This is a genomic window from Hongsoonwoonella zoysiae, assembly GCF_013266695.1.
Lineage (GTDB): Bacteria > Pseudomonadota > Alphaproteobacteria > Rhizobiales > Stappiaceae > Hongsoonwoonella > Hongsoonwoonella zoysiae.
Genome location: NZ_JABRXF010000002.1, coordinates 627,314 through 649,085, shown reverse-complemented (window position 1 = coordinate 649,085; position 21,772 = coordinate 627,314). Strand labels below are relative to the sequence as shown.

Here is a 21,772-nt window from a genome sequence, read left to right as displayed (position 1 = left end):
TCCTCTCGGGAGCGCACGATGAACGAACCGCAAAGCTGCAACAGGCGTGTCGAAGTCGGTGGCGTCCCGTTTGATAACGATCTGCCTTTTTCGTTGATCGCGGGTCCTTGCGCAATGGAGAGCCGCGAGCATGCGCTTGAGATGGCGACCGCGGTGAAGGAGATTTGCGGCAATCTCGGCATTCCGGTCGTGTTCAAGTCTTCCTTCGACAAGGCGAACCGGACGAGCCTCGGAAGTGGCCGCGGGCTTGGCGTCGATGCGGCGCTGCCGGTCTTCGCGGAAGTGCGCGAACGTTATGGGATGCCGGTCCTGACCGATGTCCACCTTCCCGAACAATGCGCAAAGGTCGCGGAGGCGGTCGATGTTTTGCAAATCCCCGCTTTTCTCTGCCGGCAGACGGATCTTTTGGTCGCGGCGGCGCAAACGGGACGTGTGATCAACGTCAAGAAAGGCCAGTTCCTGGCGCCCTGGGACATGAAGAACGTACTTGCCAAGGTCGTCGATAGCGGGAATCCGAATGTCCTGCTGACCGAACGCGGCGCTTCCTTCGGCTACAACACTCTCGTATCCGATATGCGCTCGCTGCCGATCATGGCTCGAACAGGAGCTCCGGTCGTGTTCGATGCCACCCATTCCGTTCAGCAGCCTGGCGGGCAGGGAGGTTCGACAGGGGGCGACAGGGAATTCGTGCCGGTTCTTGCGCGCGCTGCCGTCGCGGTCGGTGTGGCGGGGCTCTTCATTGAAACGCACGACGATCCGGACAATGCGCCTTCCGACGGCCCGAATATGGTGCCGATAGATCAACTAGGCGCACTTTTGAGCGAACTGAAGGCGATCGACGCCGTCGTCAAAGGCCAGCCGACATAGACCTGCAATACGCCGTGTGCAGGGCCAACTTCGCTGCAGCAGCGGATCAGGCTTCGTAACGATGTTCCAACCAGGGATGGAAATACCGTCATGCGAATTACGATGATCGGCACAGGCTATGTCGGCCTCGTTTCTGGGGTCTGTTTTTCGGAATTCGGCTTCGACGTAACCTGTGTCGACATCGACGAGGGCAAGATCGAGCGCCTTAACAATCTGGAGGTGCCGATATTCGAACCCGGTCTCGACACTTTGATCGAGCGAAACTACGGGGAAGGGCGCCTTTCCTTCACGACCGATTTCGAGGGCGCCGTATCGCAGTCGGATGTGATTTTCATAGCTGTTGGAACGCCCTCTCGCCGAGGCGACGGGGAAGCGGATCTAACATACGTGTTTGAAGCGGCGCGCCGGATCGCGAAGTGCATGAAACCCGGCACCACGGTGGTGATCAAGTCTACCGTCGTCGTAGGTACCTGCCGAAAAGTTGCCGGGATTATCGCCGAAGAACGTCCCGGGATGGATTTCTCGATCGCATCGAACCCTGAATTCTTGCGCGAAGGATCGGCGATAGAGGACTTCATGCGTCCTGACCGCGTGGTGGCCGGCGTGACGGATGAACGAGGCAAGGATGTGCTTCGTCAGCTCTATCGGCCGCTTTACCTTCGTGAAACCCCAATCGTCACGACGACGCTGGAGAACGCGGAACTGATAAAATACGCCTCTAACGCCTTTCTGGCGATGAAGATCACCTTCATCAATGAGATTGCCGATCTTTGCGAGAAGGTCGGCGGCGATGTTCAGAAGGTCGCAAGCGCCATCGGGCTCGACAAGCGGATTGGGTCGAAGTTCCTCCATGCCGGACCGGGATATGGCGGCTCCTGCTTTCCGAAGGACACGTCCGCGCTTGCCGCAACGGCGCGCAAGTATGAAGCGCCCCTTCGCCTGATCGAAACGACAATGTCGGTGAACGAAGAACGAAAGCAGGCCATGGCGCAGCGTATCCTTCACGCTCTTGGCCCCAATCCCGCCGGCAAGACCGTAGGAATTCTGGGTATCGCGTTCAAACCGAATACTGATGACGTTCGGGATGCCCCGTCGCTTGTTATCGTTCCCGCCTTGCAGGCCGCAGGCGTCCAGGTTCGGGCGCATGACCCGGAGGCCCGCGAACAGGCCGCCTCCCTTCTTCCGGGAGTGCAATGGTGTGATGCGCCATATGATGTCGCGGAGGGGGCAGACGCCCTTGCTGTTTTGACCGAGTGGAACGTTTATCGGGGACTATCACCGAAAACACTGGCGGGCCGGATGCGGGGCAAGGCCGTAATCGATATGAGGAATATCTGGCAACCGGAAGACATCGGCGCTGTGGGTTTGATCTATACCGGTATAGGACGTGCGGGCAGATCCTTTTGATTTTCAACCGCGTCCGCAGACTTGGCGCGAATGTTTTCAGTAAAAAACGATCAGTGACACCTGCGCGAGCATGTGTCCGGAAAGGGAGACCAAATGACGGCAATCGTCGACATCATCGGCCGTGAAATTCTGGATAGTCGAGGCAATCCTACTGTCGAGGTCGAAGTTCTTCTCGAAGACGGGTCCCAGGGACGGGCGGCCGTGCCGTCCGGTGCGTCAACCGGCGCGCATGAGGCCGTCGAACTTCGCGACGGCGGTACCCGTTACCTCGGCAAAGGCGTCGAGCAGGCGGTGCAGGCCGTGAACGGGGAGATTTTCGACGCGATCGGCGGTCTTGATGCCGAAGACCAGATCCAGATCGACGAGGCAATGTCTGCCCTTGACGGAACGGAAAACAAATCCCGCCTTGGCGCGAATGCAATTCTGGGCGTTTCGCTTGCCACCGCGAAAGCCGCCGCGCAGGCATCCGGCCTCCCGCTCTACCGATACGTCGGCGGCGTGAACGCCCGTGTATTGCCGGTGCCGATGATGAACATCATCAACGGCGGGGCGCATGCGGACAACCCGATTGATTTTCAGGAATTCATGATTATGCCGGTCGGTGCGCCTACCCTTAAAGAGGCGGTGCGCATGGGAGCGGAGGTTTTCCATACCCTCAAGAAGGCGCTCAAGGATGCCGGCCACAACACCAACGTTGGCGACGAAGGGGGTTTTGCCCCCAACATCGAATCGACCGATGCCGCTATCGGTTTCGTGATGAAGGCGATTGAAAAAGCCGGCTACAAGCCGGGCGAGGACATGTTCCTTGCTCTCGATGCCGCATCCACCGAGTTCTTCAAGGACGGCAAGTATCACCTCGAAGGTGAGGGCAGGCAGCTTGGATCGGAAGAGATGGCCAAATATCTCGCCGACCTCGTGTCCCGCTATCCGATCATCTCCATCGAGGACGGCATGGCCGAGGACGACTGGGATGGCTGGAAGGCGGTTACCGATCTGGCTGGCGACAAATGCCAGCTTGTGGGCGATGACCTGTTTGTCACCAACTCGGCGCGCTTGCGTGAAGGCATCGACAAGGGTGTTGCCAACTCCATCCTCGTCAAGGTCAATCAGATAGGCTCGCTCACCGAAACGCTGGACGCGGTGGAAACCGCTCATAAGGCCGGCTACACCGCCGTCATGTCCCACCGCTCCGGAGAGACGGAGGATGCAACAATCGCGGATCTCGCGGTTGCGACGAACTGCGGCCAGATCAAGACCGGCTCGCTTGCCCGCTCCGACAGGCTTGCGAAATACAATCAGCTCATCCGCATCGAGGAAGAACTCGGGCCGCAGGCGCGCTATGCGGGACGCTCGATCCTGCGCGGGTAGGATTTTGTGATACCAGATTGAATAAAGGCGGCCCAGCAGCCGCCTTTTTTTCGTTCCGTTGCCAGCCACTCAGGCGGCGGCGCCCGGTTTGGTTTCCTTCGCGTGCTTGATGGCCGCGATGATGGTTTCCGGAGTTTCGGCGCCCATCAGCGCAAAGCGCTGGTCGATGATCACGCAAGGGACGCCGTTGACCCCCATCTGATGCGCGCTTTCGATCTCGGACTTGACACGGTCAAGATCTTCGTCCGTGGCAAGCCGTTCGGAAACACGCTTCGCGTCCATCCCGATTTCCCGGGCGACGGCGATGAGATTGGCTCTATCGGACAAATCCACGCCTTCGAGGAAATACATCTCGAAGAGGCGTTGAACCGCCTTGTCTTCCAGTCCTTCCGCGCGCGCCCAAAGTATGAGCCTGTGGGAATCGAGCGTATTCGGTGATTTGGTGATCTTGTCGAACTGAAAGTCGATCCCGTCGCTCGCCCCTGCCGACTTGATCCTGTCGTAAATTTCCGCCGCGCGTTCCGGCCCTCCGAACTTGTCGCTCAGATAGGCCTGTCGGTCCTTGCCTTCACGTGGGAGTGTGGCATCAAGCTGGAAAGGGCGCCACCGGACGGCCACCGGGATCTCGGGAATTTGCTTGAGCGCACTTTCCAGGCGTTTCTTGCCGATGAAACACCACGGACACATCACATCGGAAACCACGTCGATGACGATCGTTTGCTCTTCGTTCATTTTATGCCTTCCCGCCACGAGCGTCGCGCGTCGAGGCGTTTATTACCTGATAAAATCGATACCGTCAGCCGAACCGTGTCGTACGGGCGAAAGCTTTAACCCGCTCGCCGACCCGTTCCGCCGCTGCCGCTCCATGGACAACCGCGACCGGTCCGCGCCCAGTTACCTGCACCACAAGGTCTTCATCGCGTGAGACCAATGTAGCTGCCGACGCCAGTCTGTTGGCGAGCGACCTTTCGGCACCTAGAGCAACCTGCCCGGTTTCCCGGAGAAGACCTCGCGCAAGCTCCTCTAGCCAGATCACCTGGAGCTCAATTCCACGCTTGCGCGCAATCTCCTCCGAACGACTCAAATAGTCCTCGAAAGTTAAAGGGTCGATAGGAAGCCACTGCTCGTCGATCAAGAAACGATCACGAAATGTCGAAAACCAGTGGTTAGCGAGCCGCCGGCGAACGCCCGTTCTGGCTGCAAAGGCAAGGCGAGCGGCAAGCTCGCCATCGCTACGCGGTTCGACGATCACGTCAGTGGCGCCTGCCAGATACAAATCCGTAGCATCAATCGTATTCGATGCCGCGGCTATGATCGGTAATGTGACATGGCGAGGATCGGCCCGCAGCCTGAGTATCTGTTCTTGAGCGGTTTCCACGTCAGAATCGATCATCACGGCCAGGAAAGGAGCTTCCGATAGGTAATAGTCAGCCATGTCCGACGTAAATGCACCGACAAGCTTTATACGGTCCCGGTTTGCGGCCTGGATCGAAGCGAACCTGCGGCCGGTGCCGACGATCAGGAAACCGGCGTCGGCAAGGAGCCTCGGGCGCCTTTCATACATATTCCCGAGGGGACCGAAAACTTTGCGTCTCAGTCGTGCTTCTTCAATGCGCCTGGTCAGCCTAGCGACATCGGCAAGCCTGGTCTGAAGGTTGGGCAGGGGAAAACCGCGCCCCAAAACGGCGGCAGGCCGAAGCAGGGGAGGCAGTGTGCCCGACTTGGTAAGCATTACAATCAGTGGAATTTCGACCGACAAGCTCCTGAGTTCCGCATGGAGGCGGTCGATCAAGTCGCCTTCCGTAGGCGAGCCGCTAACCACCACAAGCGCTGCATCCGGGAGGCGCGAAGACGCAAGAAGCCCCTGAAGCCCTTCGGCGTCATCGACAAAGGCCGGCAAGACCTCTTCTCGAAAGGCGCCATAGAGCTTGGGCAGCAGGCCATGGTCCGCGCAAATAACGCAGTAACGGAAATCGCAAAGCTGCATCTATGTCACGCGACCGCGGCCCTGAGTTTGTGAATGCGAGCAGCTAGAGCTTCCCTGTCCACTTTTCCTCCGTCAGTTCGCGGTATGGCCGGAAGGGAGAGTACCCTATTGGGAACCTCCGCAAGACCGACGCCTTCAGCATCAAGGTAAGCGAAAAAGCCTTCCGTATCGAGCAGGGTGCCGCGCTCCGGAACAAGCGCGGCATAGAGACGGGCGCCGAGTGTCACATCCTCGACAAGGAAGGCGGCGGCATCCGTCAAACCCGGAAATGACGAGTAGAGCGAGTCCAGAAGCTGGAGAGGTCCTATGCCGGGCGCCGCCTTACCCGGGATACCGAGGCCGGTTATGCCGCTTTCGGTTCGCCGTACGGGAACGAGAGTATCGACGTAACCGGATTTGTCGCAAGGGATATGTACCTTGCTTGCCGGCCACGCGGAGCCGGCCACCATCGGACCGCGCACCCTTAACGTATTTGGTGCCGTTTCGTCATCGATGCCGACTTCAACGAGAATTGGCGGGTTCTTGGCACTTGAAGGTGCGCCCAAAGGGCCGAATTGGATTGCGCGCGGAAGCACGCTAGCGCCGCGGCCAAGAACGATCATCGCAAATTCATCGGCGACGTGAAGGTCGTATAGCGCCCGGTTGGTGGTGAAGGGCGCAGGGTGCGGTGCATTTCCGCTCCATACCGAAACAATTTTTCCTTCGGCTGTCTGAAGCTTTCGCTCCAAAGAGGCGACAAGCGCGCCAGGGCACAATACGTAGTCCGCTTCGATCCCGTCTGCGTGATTGGCAAGGGTGCGAAGTGCGGTTGGATGGTGAAGATGAAGCGATCCGCCCGTCATGAGCCATGGAACTAGGCCGGCTCCTATTCCAACCATCCCCGTGAGAGGATAGGGGGAGAGAATTTTCGCTCCATCGGCAAGCCCGGTTTCCAGAAAAGGCATGAAGCCTGCGGCAATCCAATGGTTATGGCTGCGGGCGACAGGCAGAGGCTCACCACTTGTCGATCTCGACCATGTCAGCGTCGCCACATGGTCGGCAGCGTTTTTATCCCTGCCTAAGGTCGGTGTCGGTAATTCCTCTCGGTTCATCTCCGAGAGAACGGAGGCAATGTCGACCAGGCCGTCGGGAACTTCGTTTCCTATTCCGAATACGAACCTTAGACTGAAAAGCTCCGCTGCCGTTTCCCGCGCCTCATCAGCAACATTCTGGTTTTCAACGCGATCTCCGGCGACAAGTGCCTTGGCGCCCGCCCGCGTCAACGCTTTCACGACGTCACGACGCCGCCAATGCAGCGGCAGCGGTGCGACAACCAGGCCCGCCCGCAACGCGGCAAGGAAGGTGATGACGCTGTCGACCGTGTTTGGTGCGTGAAGGCCCAGGACGTTGTCTACCGAAAGGCCGACTGCTGCGAAAAATCCCGCCAAACGCGAAATTTCTTCGTCGGCTTCGCCATAGGTCAACTGCCTCGGTGCGCCTCCCGTCCAATCTGAACGGTCGGGAGCATCGCAAATCGCGATCCGGTCCGGATTTTTCGATGCGGCTCTCCGAAAAAGCGCATCCAGCGTATTTCTGCCCCAGATGCCACTCTTTGCATTCGCGTTCAGGATCTCTTCCGACGTCAGGATCATCGTCTTCAGTTTCCCGCGTTTGCTTCGACAGCCGTGGAAGACCACCAGGCTTCCAGCCGGGCGCCTGCGACAGATGCCCGGTCTGGATGTTCTACCGTATTCCAGCGGGCGATCCATTCTTCTGAAACATGGAAAAGGGGCACCACATAGTGACCGGAGATAAGTGTGCGATCGAAAGCGCGAACGGCCGCTACGAATTCTTCCTGAGTGCGCGCGGCAAGCAGGGCATCGATCATTGCGTCGACCGCGTCGCTTTCCACCCCGGCGAAATTGAAGGACCCGTCCGTATTCGCCGCCTCGCTGCTCCAGCGATAATTCTGCTCATTGCCTGGAGAAAGTGAAGACGGCCAGAAATTAAGCACCATGTCGTAGTCAAAAACCTGCCGGCGCTGCTGGTATTGAGCGGCATCCACGGTTCGAATAATCGTATTGATGCCAAGGAGCTTGAGCAGGCGTTGATAAGCGAGTGCAAGACGCTCCTGATCTTTCGAGGCAACCAGGATTTCGAATTCCAGCGGCTTTGCATCGCGGTCCTGCATCACGCCCTTGCGGATGTTATAACCTGCTTTTTGAAGTAGTCCGACAGCTTCTCGCAAAACCGTCCGGTCGCGGCCGGAGCCGTCGGCTTCCGTCGGACGCCACTCGCCTTCCATGACCTCCTGTTCTATCTGGCCTTGAAAGGGTTTTAGAAAAGAGCGTTCGATTTCGCTCGCCGGCTGGCCGATCGAGGACAAGATCGAATTGTCGAAATAACCCGCCGTTCTCCGATACAGCCCGTAATAGAGATTTCGGTTCACCCATTCGAAATCGAAAAGCATCGCAAGGGCTTTGCGCACCTGCTTGTCAGCGAAAAGCCTCCGGCGGGTGTTGAATACGAAGCCATACATCCCGGCCGGTGTTTCCAGTTCGAAAACGTCGCGCACGACATCACCGCGTTGGGCTGCCGGAAAATCGAACCCGGTTTTCCATCTCGCGGGATCGCTGATCGGGAGCACGGTAACCAAACCCTTCTGGAACGCCTGCTGGAGCGCATTTTCATCCCGGTAATATTCGACTTTCACCGCATCGAAATTGTAGAGCCCCTGCTGGGCGGGCACATCCTTGCCCCAATAGTTCTGATTGCGTCGATAGGTGATTTGCGTTCCCGGCTCCACGGATTCGATTACATATGGTCCGGAACCGATAGGCGGTACCAGCGTGCTCTTGTCGAAAGTGTCCGGATCGATCGTATGGCTTGCGAAAATCGGTGAAAGCCCGAGCAGCAAAGGCAGTTCACGGTCATTTCCGTTTTCGAAGGTAAATCGAACCGAGAGAGGGCCGGTTTTCTCGATCGATTTAATGCGCTCGTACCTGGCACGAAAATGCGGCCGCCCTTTCTCCCGCAAGACCTTGAAGGAAAATACGACATCCTCAACTGTGACGGGCTTTCCGTCGGAAAATTTCGCATTCGGATTAAGCGTGAATTCGATCCATTCTCGTGTCTCGGGCAAGCGAACGCTTTCGGCAAGGAGCCCGTAGAGCGAAAATGGTTCATCGTGATTCCTTGCCAGGAGGCTTTCGATCACGAGCGCACCGAATCGCGAATCCCGGATTCCACGAGCCGATGAGGTGCCCCCCTGAACGACGAACTGATTGAGACTGTCAAACGAGCCCTGCACGCCGTAGGTTACGCGGCCACCCTTCGGCGCATTGGGATCCGCATACGGAAACGAGGCGAAATCCGCAGGCAACGCCGGCTTCCCGTGCATTGCGATCCCATGCGCAGCGGGAACGTCTTGCGACAGAGCCGGGGAGGCAACAAACGCAACGGCCGATAGCGCAAGCGCAAACGCCAGAGACAGCGTCTTCAAAGGCGGTCTTTGGGGAAGGGCGATCAACCTGACCATCCGGGCAGCCTTACGGGAGAATCATTCTGTTAAGGTTAACACACCAGTTTAGAATTGGCGGGGAAGGTGATTCGGGTAAAGGGGGTGGCTGCGGATTCGGCACTGGAAAACCGGTAATTCCGTTTCAGATCCAGCATGAACTATCAACGTTCTATCCTGTTGGCCTGCGAAATTGCCGCGTCGGGGAGCGTTGCTCAATCGCCTCGTTGAAAGATCGTTGATCGGGCGGGGGGGAATGCCCGCTGGAATTTTTTGCGCGGTCCTTGTAAAGATGCCGCCAAATGAAAGCTTTGAACCGACTAGGTCAATGTCTTGCCGCAATCCGAAATCAAACGGGGGCGCGGCCAAGGGCGGCGGACTGGCGATGATTGCCGCTGCGAGCCAAGGAGCCATTCGGCACGTAGACCAGATGGCAAACAGGAATTGAGGACGACTTCGTATGGCGAGGAAATTCAAGCGCGGACTGGCGATATGGGCTTTTGCATCGATGGCCGGCCTCAGCATGGTCGCCGGTGCCGCGGCTCAGGAGGTTACGCCTGGTGAGGATTCTCCCTGGATCAAGGTATGCAATACCGATCCGAAGGCGAATAAGGAAGTTTGCCTGATCACTCAGGAATTGCGCACCGATACGGGACAGTTCCTAGCGTCCGTCGCCGTCCGGCAAATTTCGGGCGAAGCGCGAAAGACATTGCTTATCGCAGTTCCGCCAGGGATGCTCATTCAACCGGGCCTGAGGGTCCAGGTCGACAGTGGCAAGCAGACCGAAGCGAAATACGGCATTTGCTTCCCGAATGCCTGCTATTCGGAGCTGGTTGTCGACGACAACTTCATCAATTCGATGAAGAAGGGCGGGGCGCTGAAGCTTACGACCCTGAATCAGCAGGCTAAGCCCGTGCCTTTCGAACTGTCGCTGATCGGCTTCACCAAGGTTTATGAAGGCGAGCCGATTGATCCCGCCGCCTTGCAGCAGCGTGAGCAGAAGCTTCAGTCAGAATTGCAAAAGCGTGCGGAAGAAGCGCGTCAAAAGCTGATCGATAAGCAGAAAGAAGTCACCGGCAACTAATTGTCGGAAAAAATCCAAAGAAATTCGCCGCGGAATGAAGGATTCCGCGGCGTTATTTTTAAATGATTCGATTAACGCTCAGTGGAGGTCGACATCCCGCGGTCGATAGCTTCCATCGGGTTGTTCATCGAATATATCATGAACTTGAGGATGGCGAACTGGCTCGCCCGTGTCGTCGGGAATGAGATTTTGCTCTGAAACGTATGCGACGTATTCAGTCTCTGCGTTCTCGGCAAGCAAATGATAGAAAGGCTGGTCGCGGCGCGGACGCACGTCTTCCGGAATGGCCTGCCACCATTCCTCCGTGTTGCTGAAGGTCGGATCCACATCGAAGATCACCCCTCGAAAGGGGTAAATCCGGTGGCGGACCACCTGTCCGATGCTGAACTTCGCCGTACGCACTTTTCGTTTTACTCCGCTTGATTTTATTTGGCACCCCGGTCGGATTATGCCGTGTTGGCCGCTGATCCGCCAATTTCATGACGACAATATCATTTAAGACGCCGCCCGCATTTGGGCGCCTTAAAAGTCACGGCGATCCTTTCATGTCAAGTTAACGATGATCGCAGGGGCGCCTTGCACCCGGATGATGGTTCCGGCCTAGAGCCCGTATATTTCAGCGAATTCCGGATCCTTGGCAGCCACACGCTCGGCGAGATCGAGAATGACTTTAGCCTGCTTCCAGGTAGCGTCATCCTGCATTTTCCCGTCGATCATTACCGCACCGGTGCCGTCGGGCATTGCATCGACGATTTTACAGGCAAATGCGACTTCGGCGGGGTCTGGACTGAAGACGCGTTTGGCGATTTCGATCTGGCTCGGGTGGAGCGACCATGCGCCGACGCATCCCATGAGAAAAGCATTTCGAAACTGGAATTCGCAGGCTTCGCTATCGGAGAAATCGCCGAAAGGTCCGTAAAAAGCCCTGATACCGGCCGACATGCAGGCATCCACCATTTTTGCGACGGTGTAGTGCCAGAGGTCTTGTAGATGGGCGGTTCTTCCGGTCGCGGTTCCTGCGTCGGAAAGAACCGCATAATCGGGATGACCACCGCCGACGCGCGTCGTTTTCATTCCGCGCGAGGCTGCGAGGTCGGCCGGGCCAAGGCTCATACCGTGCATGCGCGGGCTCGCGGTTGCAATGGAATCGACGTTCTTCACCCCCTCCGCCGTTTCCAGGATCGCATGAATCAGGATCGGCCGGCCTATCCCCGCGCGCGCTTCCAATTGCGCCAGAAGCTGGTCCAGATAATGGATATCCCACGGTCCTTCGACCTTGGGCAGCATGATCACGTCCAGCTTTTCGCCGACGGCTGGAACAATCTCCAAAAGATCGTCCAATACCCAAGGGCTGTTCAGGCAATTGATCCGGGTCCAAAGGCCGGTGGAGCCGAATTCATTGTCCCGGGCCATCCGTATGAAGCCTTGCCGGGCGGCCAGTTTCTGGTCCGCGGGTATTGCGTCCTCCAGATTTCCGAGCACGACATCCACGTCCCTGATCAATTCCGGAACCTTCTTGCGCATTTTCTCGATGTGCGGGGGCACGAAATGGATCATGCGCTCCAGCCGGGTCGGCACTTCGCGGTAAGGGGCAGGGGCTCCAATGGCAAGCGGCTGGTAGTAGGCACGCGGCGTCTTCATGGGGGCGACCTTCCTTCTGCGGTGTATTACTGCCGATACCTATATCAGGCTATGCTGCAGTGCACCTATAAGCCAAACAGAGAATAAGAAGGAAGCAGGCGTCCTGCTCACCCCCATTTTCGATGGATCCACATCCATTGGCTCGGATATTCGCGGATCCACTCTTCGAATTGGCGGTGGATCATACGGGTTGCCTCTTCGACATCCGCCCTGCGGTCGCCGGTGATGGGGTAATCGAGCGGCTTTGCTTCGATGCGGAACTTGACACCCCTTTCCCGCACGACCCTGGTAATTATCAGGGGAAGCCTGTTCCCCCGCGCGATTGTTGCCGGAAAGGTGGTCGCATATGCCGGGCGACCGAAAAAGGGCACTTTCGGTCCGCGAATATCCCTCAGGTCCGCCAGAAAGGAAAACATGCCCCGGCTGCGGACGATCGAGAGGATACGCCTTGCGGTGTCATGGCTCTTCGCAAAGAGCCCGCCCGGATATAGGCTTTGTCGTAGCCGAAAGATTTCACGATCCGAGTATGGGTTCTTGGTGGCCTGATAAACGCCGGCTGGCTGGTGTCCGGCAACGATGCCGCCAAGCGCCGTTACTTCCCAGTTGCCGCTGTGCATGGAAACCACAACACACCCCACACCATCGATCTGCCGACGGGCTTTCTCGAGATCGAATGTGAAACGGGCGCGGTCGGAGGTCACGCGGTCGAGCAGGATCGTCTCCGCTGTGACCCGGCCAAGATTCTCCCACATATCACGCGCAATCGCCTGGCATTCAGCCAAGGTCTTTTCCGGATACGCAGCCTGAAGATTTGCGAGCGCCCGCTTGTGCCGCCGGTTGAACGGCGCGAGATGGCGCCAGAACCAGCCCATGATCGCCGAAGCCGCGTCGATCGGCATCAGCCGGACGAGCGTGAGCAAGATTTTTAGACCGAGCCATTCGATCCGGTAGCGAATGATCGTCAATGGACCTTTGCGCCACTTCAAGCCCTTGTACCGTCCCTTGCAAGCTGAAATAACGGCGCAAATCCGCCGAAGCCGCGTTCGTGCGGCGTTGACCGCCAACGGCTAACCCGTTAGGCCTGCGGTGATTACTCAAGTGTTGCAGGTTTGGCAACCGCCCGGTGCCAGATAAACCGAAGGCACTTACCGGAAGGACTTCATGGAAAAGGTCATTTCCCTGGCTCTGCCGTTTTTCGGGCTGATCTTCCTTGGCGTGGCGGCCGGGAAAATACGGAAGATTCCGGCGGCCGGACTCGAATGGATGCGATTTTTCGTCATCTATATCGCCTTGCCGGCCCTTTTCTTCCGGCTTCTCGCTCAAACGCCGATAGAGGAATTGACGAACATCGCCTATGTTTCGGCGACGACATTCGCCACCTATTGTGCGTTCGCGATTGCCTTTCTCGTGGGCATCCTAGCATCCCGCGGTAACATCCCTGAGGCGACAATCCAGGCGCTGGTCGGTTCATATTCCAATATCGGCTATATGGGACCGGGGCTGACGCTTGCTGTACTCGGACAATCAGCGGCCGTGCCAACCGCGCTGATCTTCTGTTTCGACAACATCTTACTGTTCACTCTCGCCCCTCTCATGATGGCGATAGGCGGGACTGAAGACGAGCCCCCACTCAAGACCGCGCTTACCGTGCTGCAGCGGATTTTCACGCATCCGTTCATCATTGCCACGATCGCCGGCGTTCTTGCCGCCGCGGTGGAATACCAACCGCCGCAAGCACTGGATACCTTGCTGACCTTTCTCAGCAACGCTGCAGCACCTTGTGCCCTTTTCGCCATGGGTGTGACAGTGACGCTTCAGCCTATGGGGCGCATACCGCTTGAGCTTCCCGTTGTTCTCTTTGTCAAGCTGATCGTGCATCCGATCATCATACTTACGCTCCTGCTGTGGATTGGCGGGTTCGATCCTGCCTGGGTCGCGACTGCCGTGCTTATGGCCTGCCTGCCCCCGGCAGCGAATGTTTTTGTCATAGCGCAGCAATACGGCGTCTACGTTCAACGCGCCTCGAGCGCTATTCTCATCGGAACGATAGTCTCAACAGCAACTGTTACCGCCTTCATGTATGCGATCACCAACGATATTCTGCCGATGCGGTAAAAGGGCGGTTTGACAACCGGCGTTTTTCGCAATCGCGCCGGGTAACAGAGAGGTGCCTGATGACGGCCAGACCGTTAGCGGGAATAAAGGTTCTCGATTTCACGACCCTTTTGCCCGGGCCGCTGGCAACTCTCATCCTCGCGGAAGCCGGCGCGGAAGTGACGAAGATCGAGCGTCCGGGTGGCGAAGACCTGAGGCGCTATCCGCCGTTCATCGGCCAGACATCGGCCGCGTTTGCTCTTCTGAACCGTGGCAAGGCATGTCAGGAAGTCGATCTGAAGGATCCTGTTGCGCGCGAGGTGCTGATTCCGCTGGTGAAAGAAGCGGACATACTGGTTGAACAGTTTCGCCCCGGCGTGATGGAGCGGTTGGGGCTCGGTTTCGAGGAGCTGAAGGCAATCAATCCAGGCCTGATCTACTGTTCGATTACGGGATACGGTCAAACGGGAATTCGCGCCGGCGAGGCGGGACACGATATAAACTACCTGGCGCTCACGGGGCTTCTGGCGCTTTCTTATGGAAGTTCGGACTGCCCGGTGCTGCCGCCGACGCAAATCGCCGACATCGGCGGCGGCAGTTTTCCAGCTGTCATGAATATTCTGCTTGCCCTGCTTCAACGGGAACGAACGGGAGAGGGCGCGCGAATAGATATTGCGATGGCGGATGCCATGTTCACTTTCGCGCTCTTCGCGCATGCGGAATTGGCGGCTAAGGGAAAGGTGCCGCCAAACGGCCAGGCACTTTTGACCGGCGGGTCGCCGCGTTATCAGCTTTATTTCACGAGTGATGGGGAGGCGATCGCCGTTGGCGCGCTCGAGCAGAAATTCTGGATCGCGTTTTGCGATGCAATCGGGCTTCCGGAAGATCTGAGAAGCGATACTGTGGACCCTGCTGCAACCGAAGCTGCGGTCCGCGCTCTTGTCTCCCGTCGCACTCGGGCTGAATGGGAGCCTATTCTGGCCAAGGCGGATTGTTGCGCGACGCCAGTGAAAACGCTGGCCGAGGCGATGAACGATCCCCACTTTCTCGAGCGTGGATTGTTCGACCACGAGATCGCCGGATTGACCAAAGCCGTCGCTGCCGCCGTCGTCCCCATCGATCCGCGATTTCGTGAGCGTTCTGGCAGCGGAAGCTCGTAAGCATTACGACGCGCGCGGCTGCGAGAAGCCTTTCATCAGTCGGGGCCGCGAAAACATCGGTGCGATACCCTCGCGCATGAGAAGCCGCCGCAAGGGGCCGACCTTGCCGGCAAGATAAAGGCCGACACTTCGGGCTAGCTGTACCGGCAACAGGTCGGTCAGCAGGGAACGGTTCAAAAGATCGACGCCTGTTGTTCGCGACAGGATGTCGGGACGGCGCGCGCGCTCGTAACGCAACAGCACTTCACCCGAGCCTATGTCGATGCCTTGCTGGCGAGCATTCGCCACGATTTCGCCAAGGGCGGCGACATCCCGCAATCCCAGATTAAGGCCTTGTGCGCCAATGGGAGGAAAGACATGAGCAGCCTCGCCAACGAGCGCGCAGCGATTGCGCGCTACGGTTTTGGCGCTAAGGCCTCCGAGCGGATAGCACTGCCTGCGGCTTGAGACCTTCATGGCGCCATAAACGGAATGGGCGCGACGTTCAATTTCCAACGCGAGTTCGGCATCGGATAAATGCTTGAGGGTTTCCGCGGTGTCGGGCTCTACCACGCAAACGAGGGAGGACCTGCGACCGGGCAGGGGAACCAGCGTGAAGGGGCCACTTCTGGTATGGAATTCAGTCGAGTGATTGTAGTGGGGGACGTGGTGCTCGAGATTAAGCACAAGCGCGCTCTGAGGATATCGCCATTCCGAGACCTCTATGCCGGCCGCATCGCGCACCTTGGAGCGCCGTCCATCCGCACCGATCGTCAAAGCCGCTTCAACGGTGTTTCCGTCATCGAGTGAGACAATTACGCTCTGCGCCCCGATGGTCAGGGCGTCGGCCCGCGCGTCGAAGCGTTGCAGGTTTTTTTCCCCTGAGCATGCCTTGGCAAGGATAGCGTTGAGATCCTTGTTTTCGACGTTGTAGCCAAATGCCTCGAGCTTCAACTCACTCGCGTCGAAAACAATTTCCGGTGCGCGGATCAGGCGTTCAGTCGCATCGATAATGCGCATATGGCTCAAGGGAGCAGCATGCGGGCGGATGGCGTCCCAAAGGCCAAGGTTTTTCAGCATTTCGACGGAGGAATCGAGAAGCGCGGTCGTGCGGCCATCTTCCGACTGGCCGCTCGGCGCGATGAGAGCGGTGGAAAACCCCTGGCGGGCAAACAGGATTGCGCAGGCCATTCCCGATGGCCCGGCGCCTACGACCGCCACATCCACTTTTGCGGAAGACTTTCCGGCGGTTTTAGCGGCCATTGAGATGCTCCATTCTTGACGCTGTGCATTTGAAATTGAATTCTTTTTTTGAAATTGCAAGCCGCGCCAATGAGCGTTTCGTCGCATCAGGCATCTAACGAATGCTCCTTGCCGCCAAACCTCTATATTAACGACTGCTCAAGCGATTGCGCAGTCCTTAACGAAATTGCGCCGGATATGGCGAGATGCGGATGATTGACCGAGCCTCCATGCGAGTATCGATGACCGGCAGCCGTGCCCCGGAAATGGCGCAGATCCTTTCGCCAGCCAGACAAGGGCGCGCGAAAGTGCAAGATCGCCGTATTCGGATGCTCGTATTCCTGTCGATCGGCTCGGCAGCACTTATCGGCTGGGCGTACCTGGGTGCCATGGTTTCCGCGATGGTGCCGGTAATGGACATGGCCGATCTCGGCCCCGGCATGCAGATACTAAACAGTTTCAACGTGTTCCATGGCCTGTCGGCGGATGCGCGAGCCGCGCTTGCGGTGCTTTGCCTGCCAGCGGGTTTTGAGACGTTCGGCATGCCGGCGGCATCTCACTGGACGGCCACGGACTTCGGGCTTGTTTTCGCGATGTGGGTGATGATGACGCTGGCGATGATGTTGCCAAGCGCCGCCCCCATGATATCCGCATATGCCGAAACCGCCGCGGCCAATGCAGAGACGAAAGTGTCTTCGATCTTCGCGGTTTCGTTCGGTTATCTCAGCGTTTGGATGGTGTACGCGCTGGTTGCAACGGTGGGTCAATGGCTTCTTGTCGAGGCACGGCTTTTATCGGAAATGATGGCTCCGGCGACGATGGTTTTCGCCGGCACGACGATGCTTGCGGCCGGGGTCTATCAGTTCACGCCTGCGAAAAAGGCCTGCCTGATGCGGTGTCGGCGACCGCTCGAATTTTTCGCCATGCGTTTTTCCAGCCGCGTTTCGAGAGCCTATATCCTTGGAAATGAACAAGGTTTACTTTGTCTCGGCTGTTGCTGGGCGCTTATGACGGTTATGTTCGCTGTTGGCGTCATGAATATATTCTGGATCGCCCTTTTGGGTGCATTCATGGCACTTGAAAAATCCATTTCTTCCCCTTGGCCCTCGCGTCTGATCGGCCTTCTGCTTCTGGCGTGGGGCAGCGCTGTTATTGCCGCAAGCCCGGCGGGGCAGGGATTGCTCGCAGGCTGACTGGACGGGAAGTTTGTCGCCATCTTCGTTCAAATCCGCATGGAAATCACCGGATTCGCAATTCCGTACTCGCAATCGTAACCTGTCGCGGATATGAGCATTGCCGCAGCGGATCATTTTTCCGGATCCGTTAAATGTTGACGACCCGTGATATTCTACGGAAGGATTCGCGCTCGGGGGGCGGCCCTGTGTCGCAGGCAGGAGCTGGATAACGACGGATGGCGGACGGCAAGGCGCAAACAGCGGAACACGGGGCACCCGGCGCCCTTTTCCTGATCCATGTTCTAACCGCACTCGGTGCGCCCGTAGCGCTGCTCGCGCTGCTTGCCGGCGCACGTGGCGAGTGGGGTGAATTGTTTATCTGGCTGGGCGTCGCCCTCTTGATCGACGGGATCGACGGTCCGCTTGCCCGTCGTTTCCAAATCGCTACCAGAATGCCGCGATGGTCGGGTGCGGCCCTCGATTTCGTGATCGACTATGCGACCTATGTTTTCCTTCCCGCCTTCGTATTGGCCGGAAGCGACATGCTTTCAACACCCTGGAACTGGATTTGCGGTGGTCTGGTGGTCTTCACCGGGGCGCTTTATTTCGCAGATAACGGCATGAAGATGCCTGATGGGTCGTTCAAGGGATTTCCCGTCGGCTGGAATATGGTCATCTTCGGCTTGATGGCGCTGTCGCCGTCCGAGACGTTTACAATTGTTTTCGTCATAGCGTTCTGCGCACTCACTTTCGCGCCCATACGCTTCGTTCATCCGGTTCGCGTCGCCAGATGGCGGGTTTTGACATTGTCGGTTACCTTCGTCTGGTTTGTCGCGGCGGGTGTGGCGATCGCCCAGGCGATGATGCCGGAACCACTGGCCGCCTGGGCGCTGGGGCTTTCCAGCATCTACCTTCTTACCGTTTGCGCCGTTCAGCAGATCCTCGACCGCTACAGTTAAGTCACCAGACCGAGATCAGTGAATGTTCACCTGGCTGACCGACCCTGCGATCTGGGCAAGCCTTCTTACGCTCACGGTGATGGAGATCGTTCTCGGTATCGACAACATCGTTTTCATTTCCGTAATCGTTGGCCGGCTTGAAGAGAAAGCAGCGAAGCGAGCCCGCCAGGTCGGTCTCGCTCTGGCGCTGATCTTCCGGATCATCCTCCTGTCTATGCTGGCCTTTCTGATCGGGCTGACGGAACCGGTCTTCACAGCATTCGGCGAGCCGTTCTCCTGGCGTGACATTATCCTGCTTGCCGGCGGCATATTCCTGCTGGTCAAGGGAACGCATGAGATTCATAAGGGTATCGAAGGCGACGAAGAGAGCGTCGCCGACAAGGCGGCCAAGGGGTTTATGGCGGTGATTGCACAGATCATCGTCATCGACATGGTGTTTTCGGTCGATTCCATCGTCACGGCGATCGGCATGGCGGAACATATCGGGGTGATGGTCGCCGCCGTTACGATCGCCATGGCGGTCATGTACGTCGCTTCGGGCCCAATCGCGGAATTTATCCAACGCCATCCGACCACCAAGATGCTCGCGCTCGCCTTTCTGCTCCTGATCGGCGTGGCACTGGTTGCGGACGGTCTCGGATTCCATATTCCGCGCGGTTACATTTATTTCGCCATGGCATTTTCCGCAGGCGTCGAGATGATCAATATCACCGCGCGCGGTAACAGAAAGCGGGAAGACAGGAACTCTTCCTGAGCGTACGGATTTCCTGATGCGTTGGAGCCTGTTGCCGGGCATCCCTTGCTGAAGCGCGGACAGTGAAGAGAATTTCACCTTTGAATCCCGGGGGCGGTCAGGCTCATGTTCAAATGTCAAAATCAAAAGCTCCACTAGACTCATAAAGCTGCTAGTGATCCTTTTGATTCCGACATTCGCTCGCCCAAGTGCTGCAATGGAAGGCAGATACCGGGGTCCAGACCCTAGCCCGCCATGATCAGGGCAACCCGGAAAATATCGAGGTGTTTCATATGGTCCATGCAATCAAAGTTCATGAAACCGGCGGCCCGGAAGTCATGCGGTGGGAGGAGGTCGAGGTTGGCGATCCTGGCGCGGGTGAAGCCCGCATCCGTCACACGGCGATCGGCCTCAATTACATCGATACCTATTTCCGCTCAGGACTTTATCCGGCACCTGCCGGCCTACCTTTCATTCCCGGCAACGAGGGGGCCGGCGTCATCGTTTCGGTGGGTGAGGGAGTCGACAACCTGAAGCCGGGCGACCGGGTCGCATATGCGGGCCCGGTCGGTTCTTATGCCGAAGAGCGTATTATGGCAGCAGACCGGCTCGTCAAGATCCCCGATGGCGTGGATGACAAGACGGCGGCGGCCATGATGCTCAAGGGCATGACCGCAAGATATCTGCTCCGTCGCACATACAAGGTTACCTCCGAGACAACATTGCTGTTCCATGCCGCTGCCGGTGGTGTGGGCCTGATTGCCGGGCAGTGGGCCAGGAAGCTCGGCGCGACGGCGATAGGAACGGCAGGTTCGCCGGAGAAGGTGAAACTCGCGCTGGAAAACGGCTATTCCGATGTGATCAACTACCGGGAAGAGAATTTCGCCGAACGTGTGCGGGAAATCACCGGCGGCAAGCTTTGCGACGTCGTTTATGACTCAGTCGGGAAGGATACCTATCCCGGATCCCTGGACTGTTTGAAACCTTTGGGACTGTGGGTTTCCTTTGGCCAGTCTTCCGGCCCCATTTCGGATTTCAACATGGCCGTCCTTTCCCAAAAAGGCTCGCTTTTCGCGACCCGTCCGACCTTGTTCACCTATATCGCTTCGCGTGAGGACCTTGAGGAAACGGCGAACGACCTTTTCGGCGTCGTGCGGGCCGGTGACGTGAAGATCCAGATAAATCAGGAATATGCGCTGAAGGACGCCATACGCGCGCATCAAGACCTTCAGGGACGCAAAACGACGGGCGCTACCGTCCTCATACCTTGATCGAAATTCACGGTGCCGAACCTAGGGCCCGGCATTTTCACGGTGACGCTAGGAGATAGAAGACTGGATCAGGCGCGGCAACTTTACGGGCCATCTTTACGCTATTTCGCGGCGGCGGCTTCGGCGGGGTCGATCCGGGCGGCCGCACGCGAACTCAATGTCGCGTCATCGGCCGTCAATCGACAGATACTCTGGCTGGAAGGCACACTCGATCTGAAGTTGTTCGATCGTGTTGGCCGAGGTGTGAGACTGACAGAAGCCGGCGAAATCCTGCTTGCGCATATTCGCCGTTCCTTTTCCGATTTCGATGCCACCCTTGGCGAGTTGCAGGCCTTGAAAGGATTGCGACGAGGTTCCGTAACCATCGCCGCGGTGGAAAGTGTGTGCGACAGCCTGTTACCCGACGTCGTTTCAGCGTTTCGGGCGAAGTTCCCCGGCATTCACGTATCCCTTAGGGTGGGCGGCTCCGAAAGGGTCAATGGCTTCGTCATCTCGGGCGAGGCGGAAGTGGGCTTCACTTTCGATCCAACGCGAGATCACGGCCTGACCGTTGCGTTTCAGCGCGATTTGCCTATCGGCGTCGTCATGCGCCCGGATCATCCCTTGGCGGAAAGAAAGCGGCTGAAACTGGCGGATTGCCTTGAATTTCCCTTCTGTCTTCCCAGCGAGGGACTTTCCCTGAGAAAGCGGCTCGATGCCGTTCTCGTGACCTTGGCTCCAAGTCGCAAGACCTTCGTCGAGGCAAATTCGCTTCGCTTCATGCGCGCTCTTGTCAAGCGTGGCGGAGTAATCGCCTTCCAGACCCGTTTCGGCATCGAGGACGAGCGTGAGTCCAATTCACTGGTTTTTCGCGAGTTGGACGACCCGCCTCTACGCCGCGATCGCTTCGCGGTGGTGATTTCTGCAAACAGGGCGCTTAGCCTGGCCGCATCAATGTTTTTTGATCATGCAACAGACGCAATACGACGCCAGCTATCGGAAAATGATGCCGATATGGCATCACTGCGCGCGTGAATCTATGCTAGTGCGCTACAGTCATTTGGTGCAGCATCTTTAGGCTTGCCCAAATCGCAATCGAATAAAAAAATCTTCCGCATCAGGGGAGTGCGAATTGGGACGGTTGACCGCGCGGTTGCCCGAAAAGCTGAAAGGCGTACCGGCGGCGTGGCCTACCGCTAAATCAAGGCAATCGGGGAGGAGGGTGTCCTGATCAATTGCGCACTGACAGTTGAGGACGGCAGGGGCAACGGTACGCCGCCCAAGGGCGCGCGGGTGCTGGCGTCTGTCGGCAAATTGCCTGTCAAAGTCC

At 57.8% G+C, this 21,772-nt stretch carries 19 protein-coding genes; 11 read left to right on the top strand and 8 right to left on the bottom strand.

What is annotated here, in order from left to right; translation table 11 throughout:
• Window positions 1–18 precede the first annotated feature (18 nt).
• The 3 genes from kdsA (at window position 19) to eno (ending at window position 3,642) form a co-directional block, all read left to right on the top strand.
• Entirely contained in the window at window positions 19–867 is an 849-nt protein-coding gene (gene kdsA, locus HPQ64_RS14175) for a 3-deoxy-8-phosphooctulonate synthase (RefSeq protein WP_172889146.1), read from the top strand.
• A 90-nt stretch (window positions 868–957) separates the two neighbouring features.
• On the top strand, window positions 958–2,274 hold the full coding sequence (locus tag HPQ64_RS14170) for a UDP-glucose dehydrogenase family protein (protein WP_172889144.1): 1,317 nt from the start codon (window positions 958–960) through the stop codon (window positions 2,272–2,274).
• A 93-nt stretch (window positions 2,275–2,367) separates the two neighbouring features.
• A complete protein-coding gene (gene eno, locus HPQ64_RS14165) occupies window positions 2,368–3,642 on the top strand; it encodes a phosphopyruvate hydratase (RefSeq protein WP_172889142.1) in 1,275 nt (424 codons plus the stop codon).
• A gap of 69 nt (window positions 3,643–3,711) precedes the next feature.
• Here eno and HPQ64_RS14160 read toward each other — a convergent pair whose 3' ends face one another.
• The 4 genes from HPQ64_RS14160 to HPQ64_RS14145 all read right to left on the bottom strand — a co-directional run bounded on the left by HPQ64_RS14160 (window position 3,712) and on the right by HPQ64_RS14145 (window position 9,146).
• Window positions 3,712–4,374 carry a DsbA family oxidoreductase gene (locus tag HPQ64_RS14160; protein WP_172889140.1) on the bottom strand — a complete coding sequence of 221 codons (663 nt, stop codon included), beginning with the start codon at window positions 4,372–4,374 and terminating at the stop codon, window positions 3,712–3,714.
• Window positions 4,375–4,438: 64 nt separating this feature from the next.
• Window positions 4,439–5,629, bottom strand: coding sequence for a hypothetical protein (locus HPQ64_RS14155; protein WP_172889138.1), 1,191 nt, complete (start codon window positions 5,627–5,629; stop codon window positions 4,439–4,441).
• Window positions 5,630–5,634: 5 nt separating this feature from the next.
• Window positions 5,635–7,260: an AMP-binding protein gene (locus tag HPQ64_RS14150; protein WP_172889136.1), complete on the bottom strand. Its 1,626-nt coding sequence runs from the start codon at window positions 7,258–7,260 to the stop codon at window positions 5,635–5,637.
• 5 nt (window positions 7,261–7,265) lie between these two features.
• Window positions 7,266–9,146: an extracellular solute-binding protein gene (locus HPQ64_RS14145; protein ID WP_172889134.1), complete on the bottom strand. Its 1,881-nt coding sequence runs from the start codon at window positions 9,144–9,146 to the stop codon at window positions 7,266–7,268.
• A 439-nt stretch (window positions 9,147–9,585) separates the two neighbouring features.
• On the opposite strand from HPQ64_RS14145, the gene HPQ64_RS14140 reads away from it, so the two are divergent.
• Window positions 9,586–10,209 carry an invasion associated locus B family protein gene (locus HPQ64_RS14140; protein ID WP_172889132.1) on the top strand — a complete coding sequence of 208 codons (624 nt, stop codon included), beginning with the start codon at window positions 9,586–9,588 and terminating at the stop codon, window positions 10,207–10,209.
• A gap of 78 nt (window positions 10,210–10,287) precedes the next feature.
• On the opposite strand, the gene hspQ is transcribed toward HPQ64_RS14140, so the two are convergent.
• From hspQ to HPQ64_RS14125, 3 genes are all read right to left on the bottom strand, one after another.
• Window positions 10,288–10,611 carry a heat shock protein HspQ gene (gene hspQ, locus HPQ64_RS14135; protein WP_172889130.1) on the bottom strand — a complete coding sequence of 108 codons (324 nt, stop codon included), beginning with the start codon at window positions 10,609–10,611 and terminating at the stop codon, window positions 10,288–10,290.
• Window positions 10,612–10,809: 198 nt separating this feature from the next.
• Entirely contained in the window at window positions 10,810–11,850 is a 1,041-nt protein-coding gene (locus tag HPQ64_RS14130; RefSeq protein ID WP_172889128.1) for an HpcH/HpaI aldolase/citrate lyase family protein, read from the bottom strand.
• A gap of 107 nt (window positions 11,851–11,957) precedes the next feature.
• The gene (locus HPQ64_RS14125; RefSeq protein ID WP_210260277.1) at window positions 11,958–12,836 is read right to left on the bottom strand and encodes a lysophospholipid acyltransferase family protein; all 879 of its coding nucleotides are present in this window, start codon (window positions 12,834–12,836) and stop codon (window positions 11,958–11,960) included.
• A 175-nt stretch (window positions 12,837–13,011) separates the two neighbouring features.
• Here HPQ64_RS14125 and HPQ64_RS14120 point away from each other — a divergent pair, with 175 nt between their 5' ends.
• Together HPQ64_RS14120 and HPQ64_RS14115 are read left to right on the top strand one after the other, a co-directional pair.
• A complete protein-coding gene (locus tag HPQ64_RS14120; RefSeq protein WP_172889127.1) occupies window positions 13,012–13,965 on the top strand; it encodes an AEC family transporter in 954 nt (317 codons plus the stop codon).
• Between the two features lie 59 nt (window positions 13,966–14,024).
• On the top strand, window positions 14,025–15,104 hold the full coding sequence (locus HPQ64_RS14115) for a CaiB/BaiF CoA transferase family protein (protein WP_172889125.1): 1,080 nt from the start codon (window positions 14,025–14,027) through the stop codon (window positions 15,102–15,104).
• A gap of 3 nt (window positions 15,105–15,107) precedes the next feature.
• Here HPQ64_RS14115 and HPQ64_RS14110 read toward each other — a convergent pair whose 3' ends face one another.
• Window positions 15,108–16,346: a UbiH/UbiF family hydroxylase gene (locus HPQ64_RS14110; RefSeq protein WP_172889123.1), complete on the bottom strand. Its 1,239-nt coding sequence runs from the start codon at window positions 16,344–16,346 to the stop codon at window positions 15,108–15,110.
• 221 nt (window positions 16,347–16,567) lie between these two features.
• On the opposite strand from HPQ64_RS14110, the gene HPQ64_RS14105 reads away from it, so the two are divergent.
• The 5 genes from HPQ64_RS14105 (at window position 16,568) to HPQ64_RS14085 (ending at window position 21,477) form a co-directional block, all read left to right on the top strand.
• Window positions 16,568–17,518, top strand: coding sequence for a DUF2182 domain-containing protein (locus HPQ64_RS14105; protein ID WP_210260276.1), 951 nt, complete (start codon window positions 16,568–16,570; stop codon window positions 17,516–17,518).
• Window positions 17,519–17,736: 218 nt separating this feature from the next.
• Window positions 17,737–18,459, top strand: a complete 723-nt coding sequence (locus tag HPQ64_RS14100; RefSeq protein ID WP_172889121.1) for a CDP-alcohol phosphatidyltransferase family protein — start codon at window positions 17,737–17,739, stop codon at window positions 18,457–18,459.
• A 22-nt stretch (window positions 18,460–18,481) separates the two neighbouring features.
• Window positions 18,482–19,213 carry a TerC family protein gene (locus HPQ64_RS14095; protein ID WP_172889119.1) on the top strand — a complete coding sequence of 244 codons (732 nt, stop codon included), beginning with the start codon at window positions 18,482–18,484 and terminating at the stop codon, window positions 19,211–19,213.
• A 272-nt stretch (window positions 19,214–19,485) separates the two neighbouring features.
• On the top strand, window positions 19,486–20,463 hold the full coding sequence (locus HPQ64_RS14090) for a quinone oxidoreductase family protein (RefSeq protein ID WP_172889117.1): 978 nt from the start codon (window positions 19,486–19,488) through the stop codon (window positions 20,461–20,463).
• Window positions 20,464–20,475: 12 nt separating this feature from the next.
• Window positions 20,476–21,477: a LysR family transcriptional regulator gene (locus HPQ64_RS14085; RefSeq protein ID WP_210260275.1), complete on the top strand. Its 1,002-nt coding sequence runs from the start codon at window positions 20,476–20,478 to the stop codon at window positions 21,475–21,477.
• The last annotated feature ends 295 nt before the right edge of the window (window positions 21,478–21,772 follow it).

What these genes read in the sequence shown, in the direction of transcription:
- kdsA (WP_172889146.1), top strand. Translation starts at nt 19, where the DNA reads ATGAACGAACCGCAAAGCTGCAACAGGCGTGTCGAAGTCGGTGGCGTC.
- HPQ64_RS14170 (WP_172889144.1), top strand. Translation starts at nt 958, where the DNA reads ATGCGAATTACGATGATCGGCACAGGCTATGTCGGCCTCGTTTCTGGG.
- eno (WP_172889142.1), top strand. Translation starts at nt 2,368, where the DNA reads ATGACGGCAATCGTCGACATCATCGGCCGTGAAATTCTGGATAGTCGA.
- HPQ64_RS14160 (WP_172889140.1), bottom strand. Translation starts at nt 4,374, where the DNA reads ATGAACGAAGAGCAAACGATCGTCATCGACGTGGTTTCCGATGTGATG.
- HPQ64_RS14155 (WP_172889138.1), bottom strand. Translation starts at nt 5,629, where the DNA reads ATGCAGCTTTGCGATTTCCGTTACTGCGTTATTTGCGCGGACCATGGC.
- HPQ64_RS14150 (WP_172889136.1), bottom strand. Translation starts at nt 7,260, where the DNA reads ATGATCCTGACGTCGGAAGAGATCCTGAACGCGAATGCAAAGAGTGGC.
- HPQ64_RS14145 (WP_172889134.1), bottom strand. Translation starts at nt 9,146, where the DNA reads ATGGTCAGGTTGATCGCCCTTCCCCAAAGACCGCCTTTGAAGACGCTG.
- HPQ64_RS14140 (WP_172889132.1), top strand. Translation starts at nt 9,586, where the DNA reads ATGGCGAGGAAATTCAAGCGCGGACTGGCGATATGGGCTTTTGCATCG.
- HPQ64_RS14130 (WP_172889128.1), bottom strand. Translation starts at nt 11,850, where the DNA reads ATGAAGACGCCGCGTGCCTACTACCAGCCGCTTGCCATTGGAGCCCCT.
- HPQ64_RS14120 (WP_172889127.1), top strand. Translation starts at nt 13,012, where the DNA reads ATGGAAAAGGTCATTTCCCTGGCTCTGCCGTTTTTCGGGCTGATCTTC.
- HPQ64_RS14115 (WP_172889125.1), top strand. Translation starts at nt 14,025, where the DNA reads ATGACGGCCAGACCGTTAGCGGGAATAAAGGTTCTCGATTTCACGACC.
- HPQ64_RS14110 (WP_172889123.1), bottom strand. Translation starts at nt 16,346, where the DNA reads ATGGCCGCTAAAACCGCCGGAAAGTCTTCCGCAAAAGTGGATGTGGCG.
- HPQ64_RS14105 (WP_210260276.1), top strand. Translation starts at nt 16,568, where the DNA reads ATGACCGGCAGCCGTGCCCCGGAAATGGCGCAGATCCTTTCGCCAGCC.
- HPQ64_RS14100 (WP_172889121.1), top strand. Translation starts at nt 17,737, where the DNA reads ATGGCGGACGGCAAGGCGCAAACAGCGGAACACGGGGCACCCGGCGCC.
- HPQ64_RS14095 (WP_172889119.1), top strand. Translation starts at nt 18,482, where the DNA reads ATGTTCACCTGGCTGACCGACCCTGCGATCTGGGCAAGCCTTCTTACG.
- HPQ64_RS14090 (WP_172889117.1), top strand. Translation starts at nt 19,486, where the DNA reads ATGGTCCATGCAATCAAAGTTCATGAAACCGGCGGCCCGGAAGTCATG.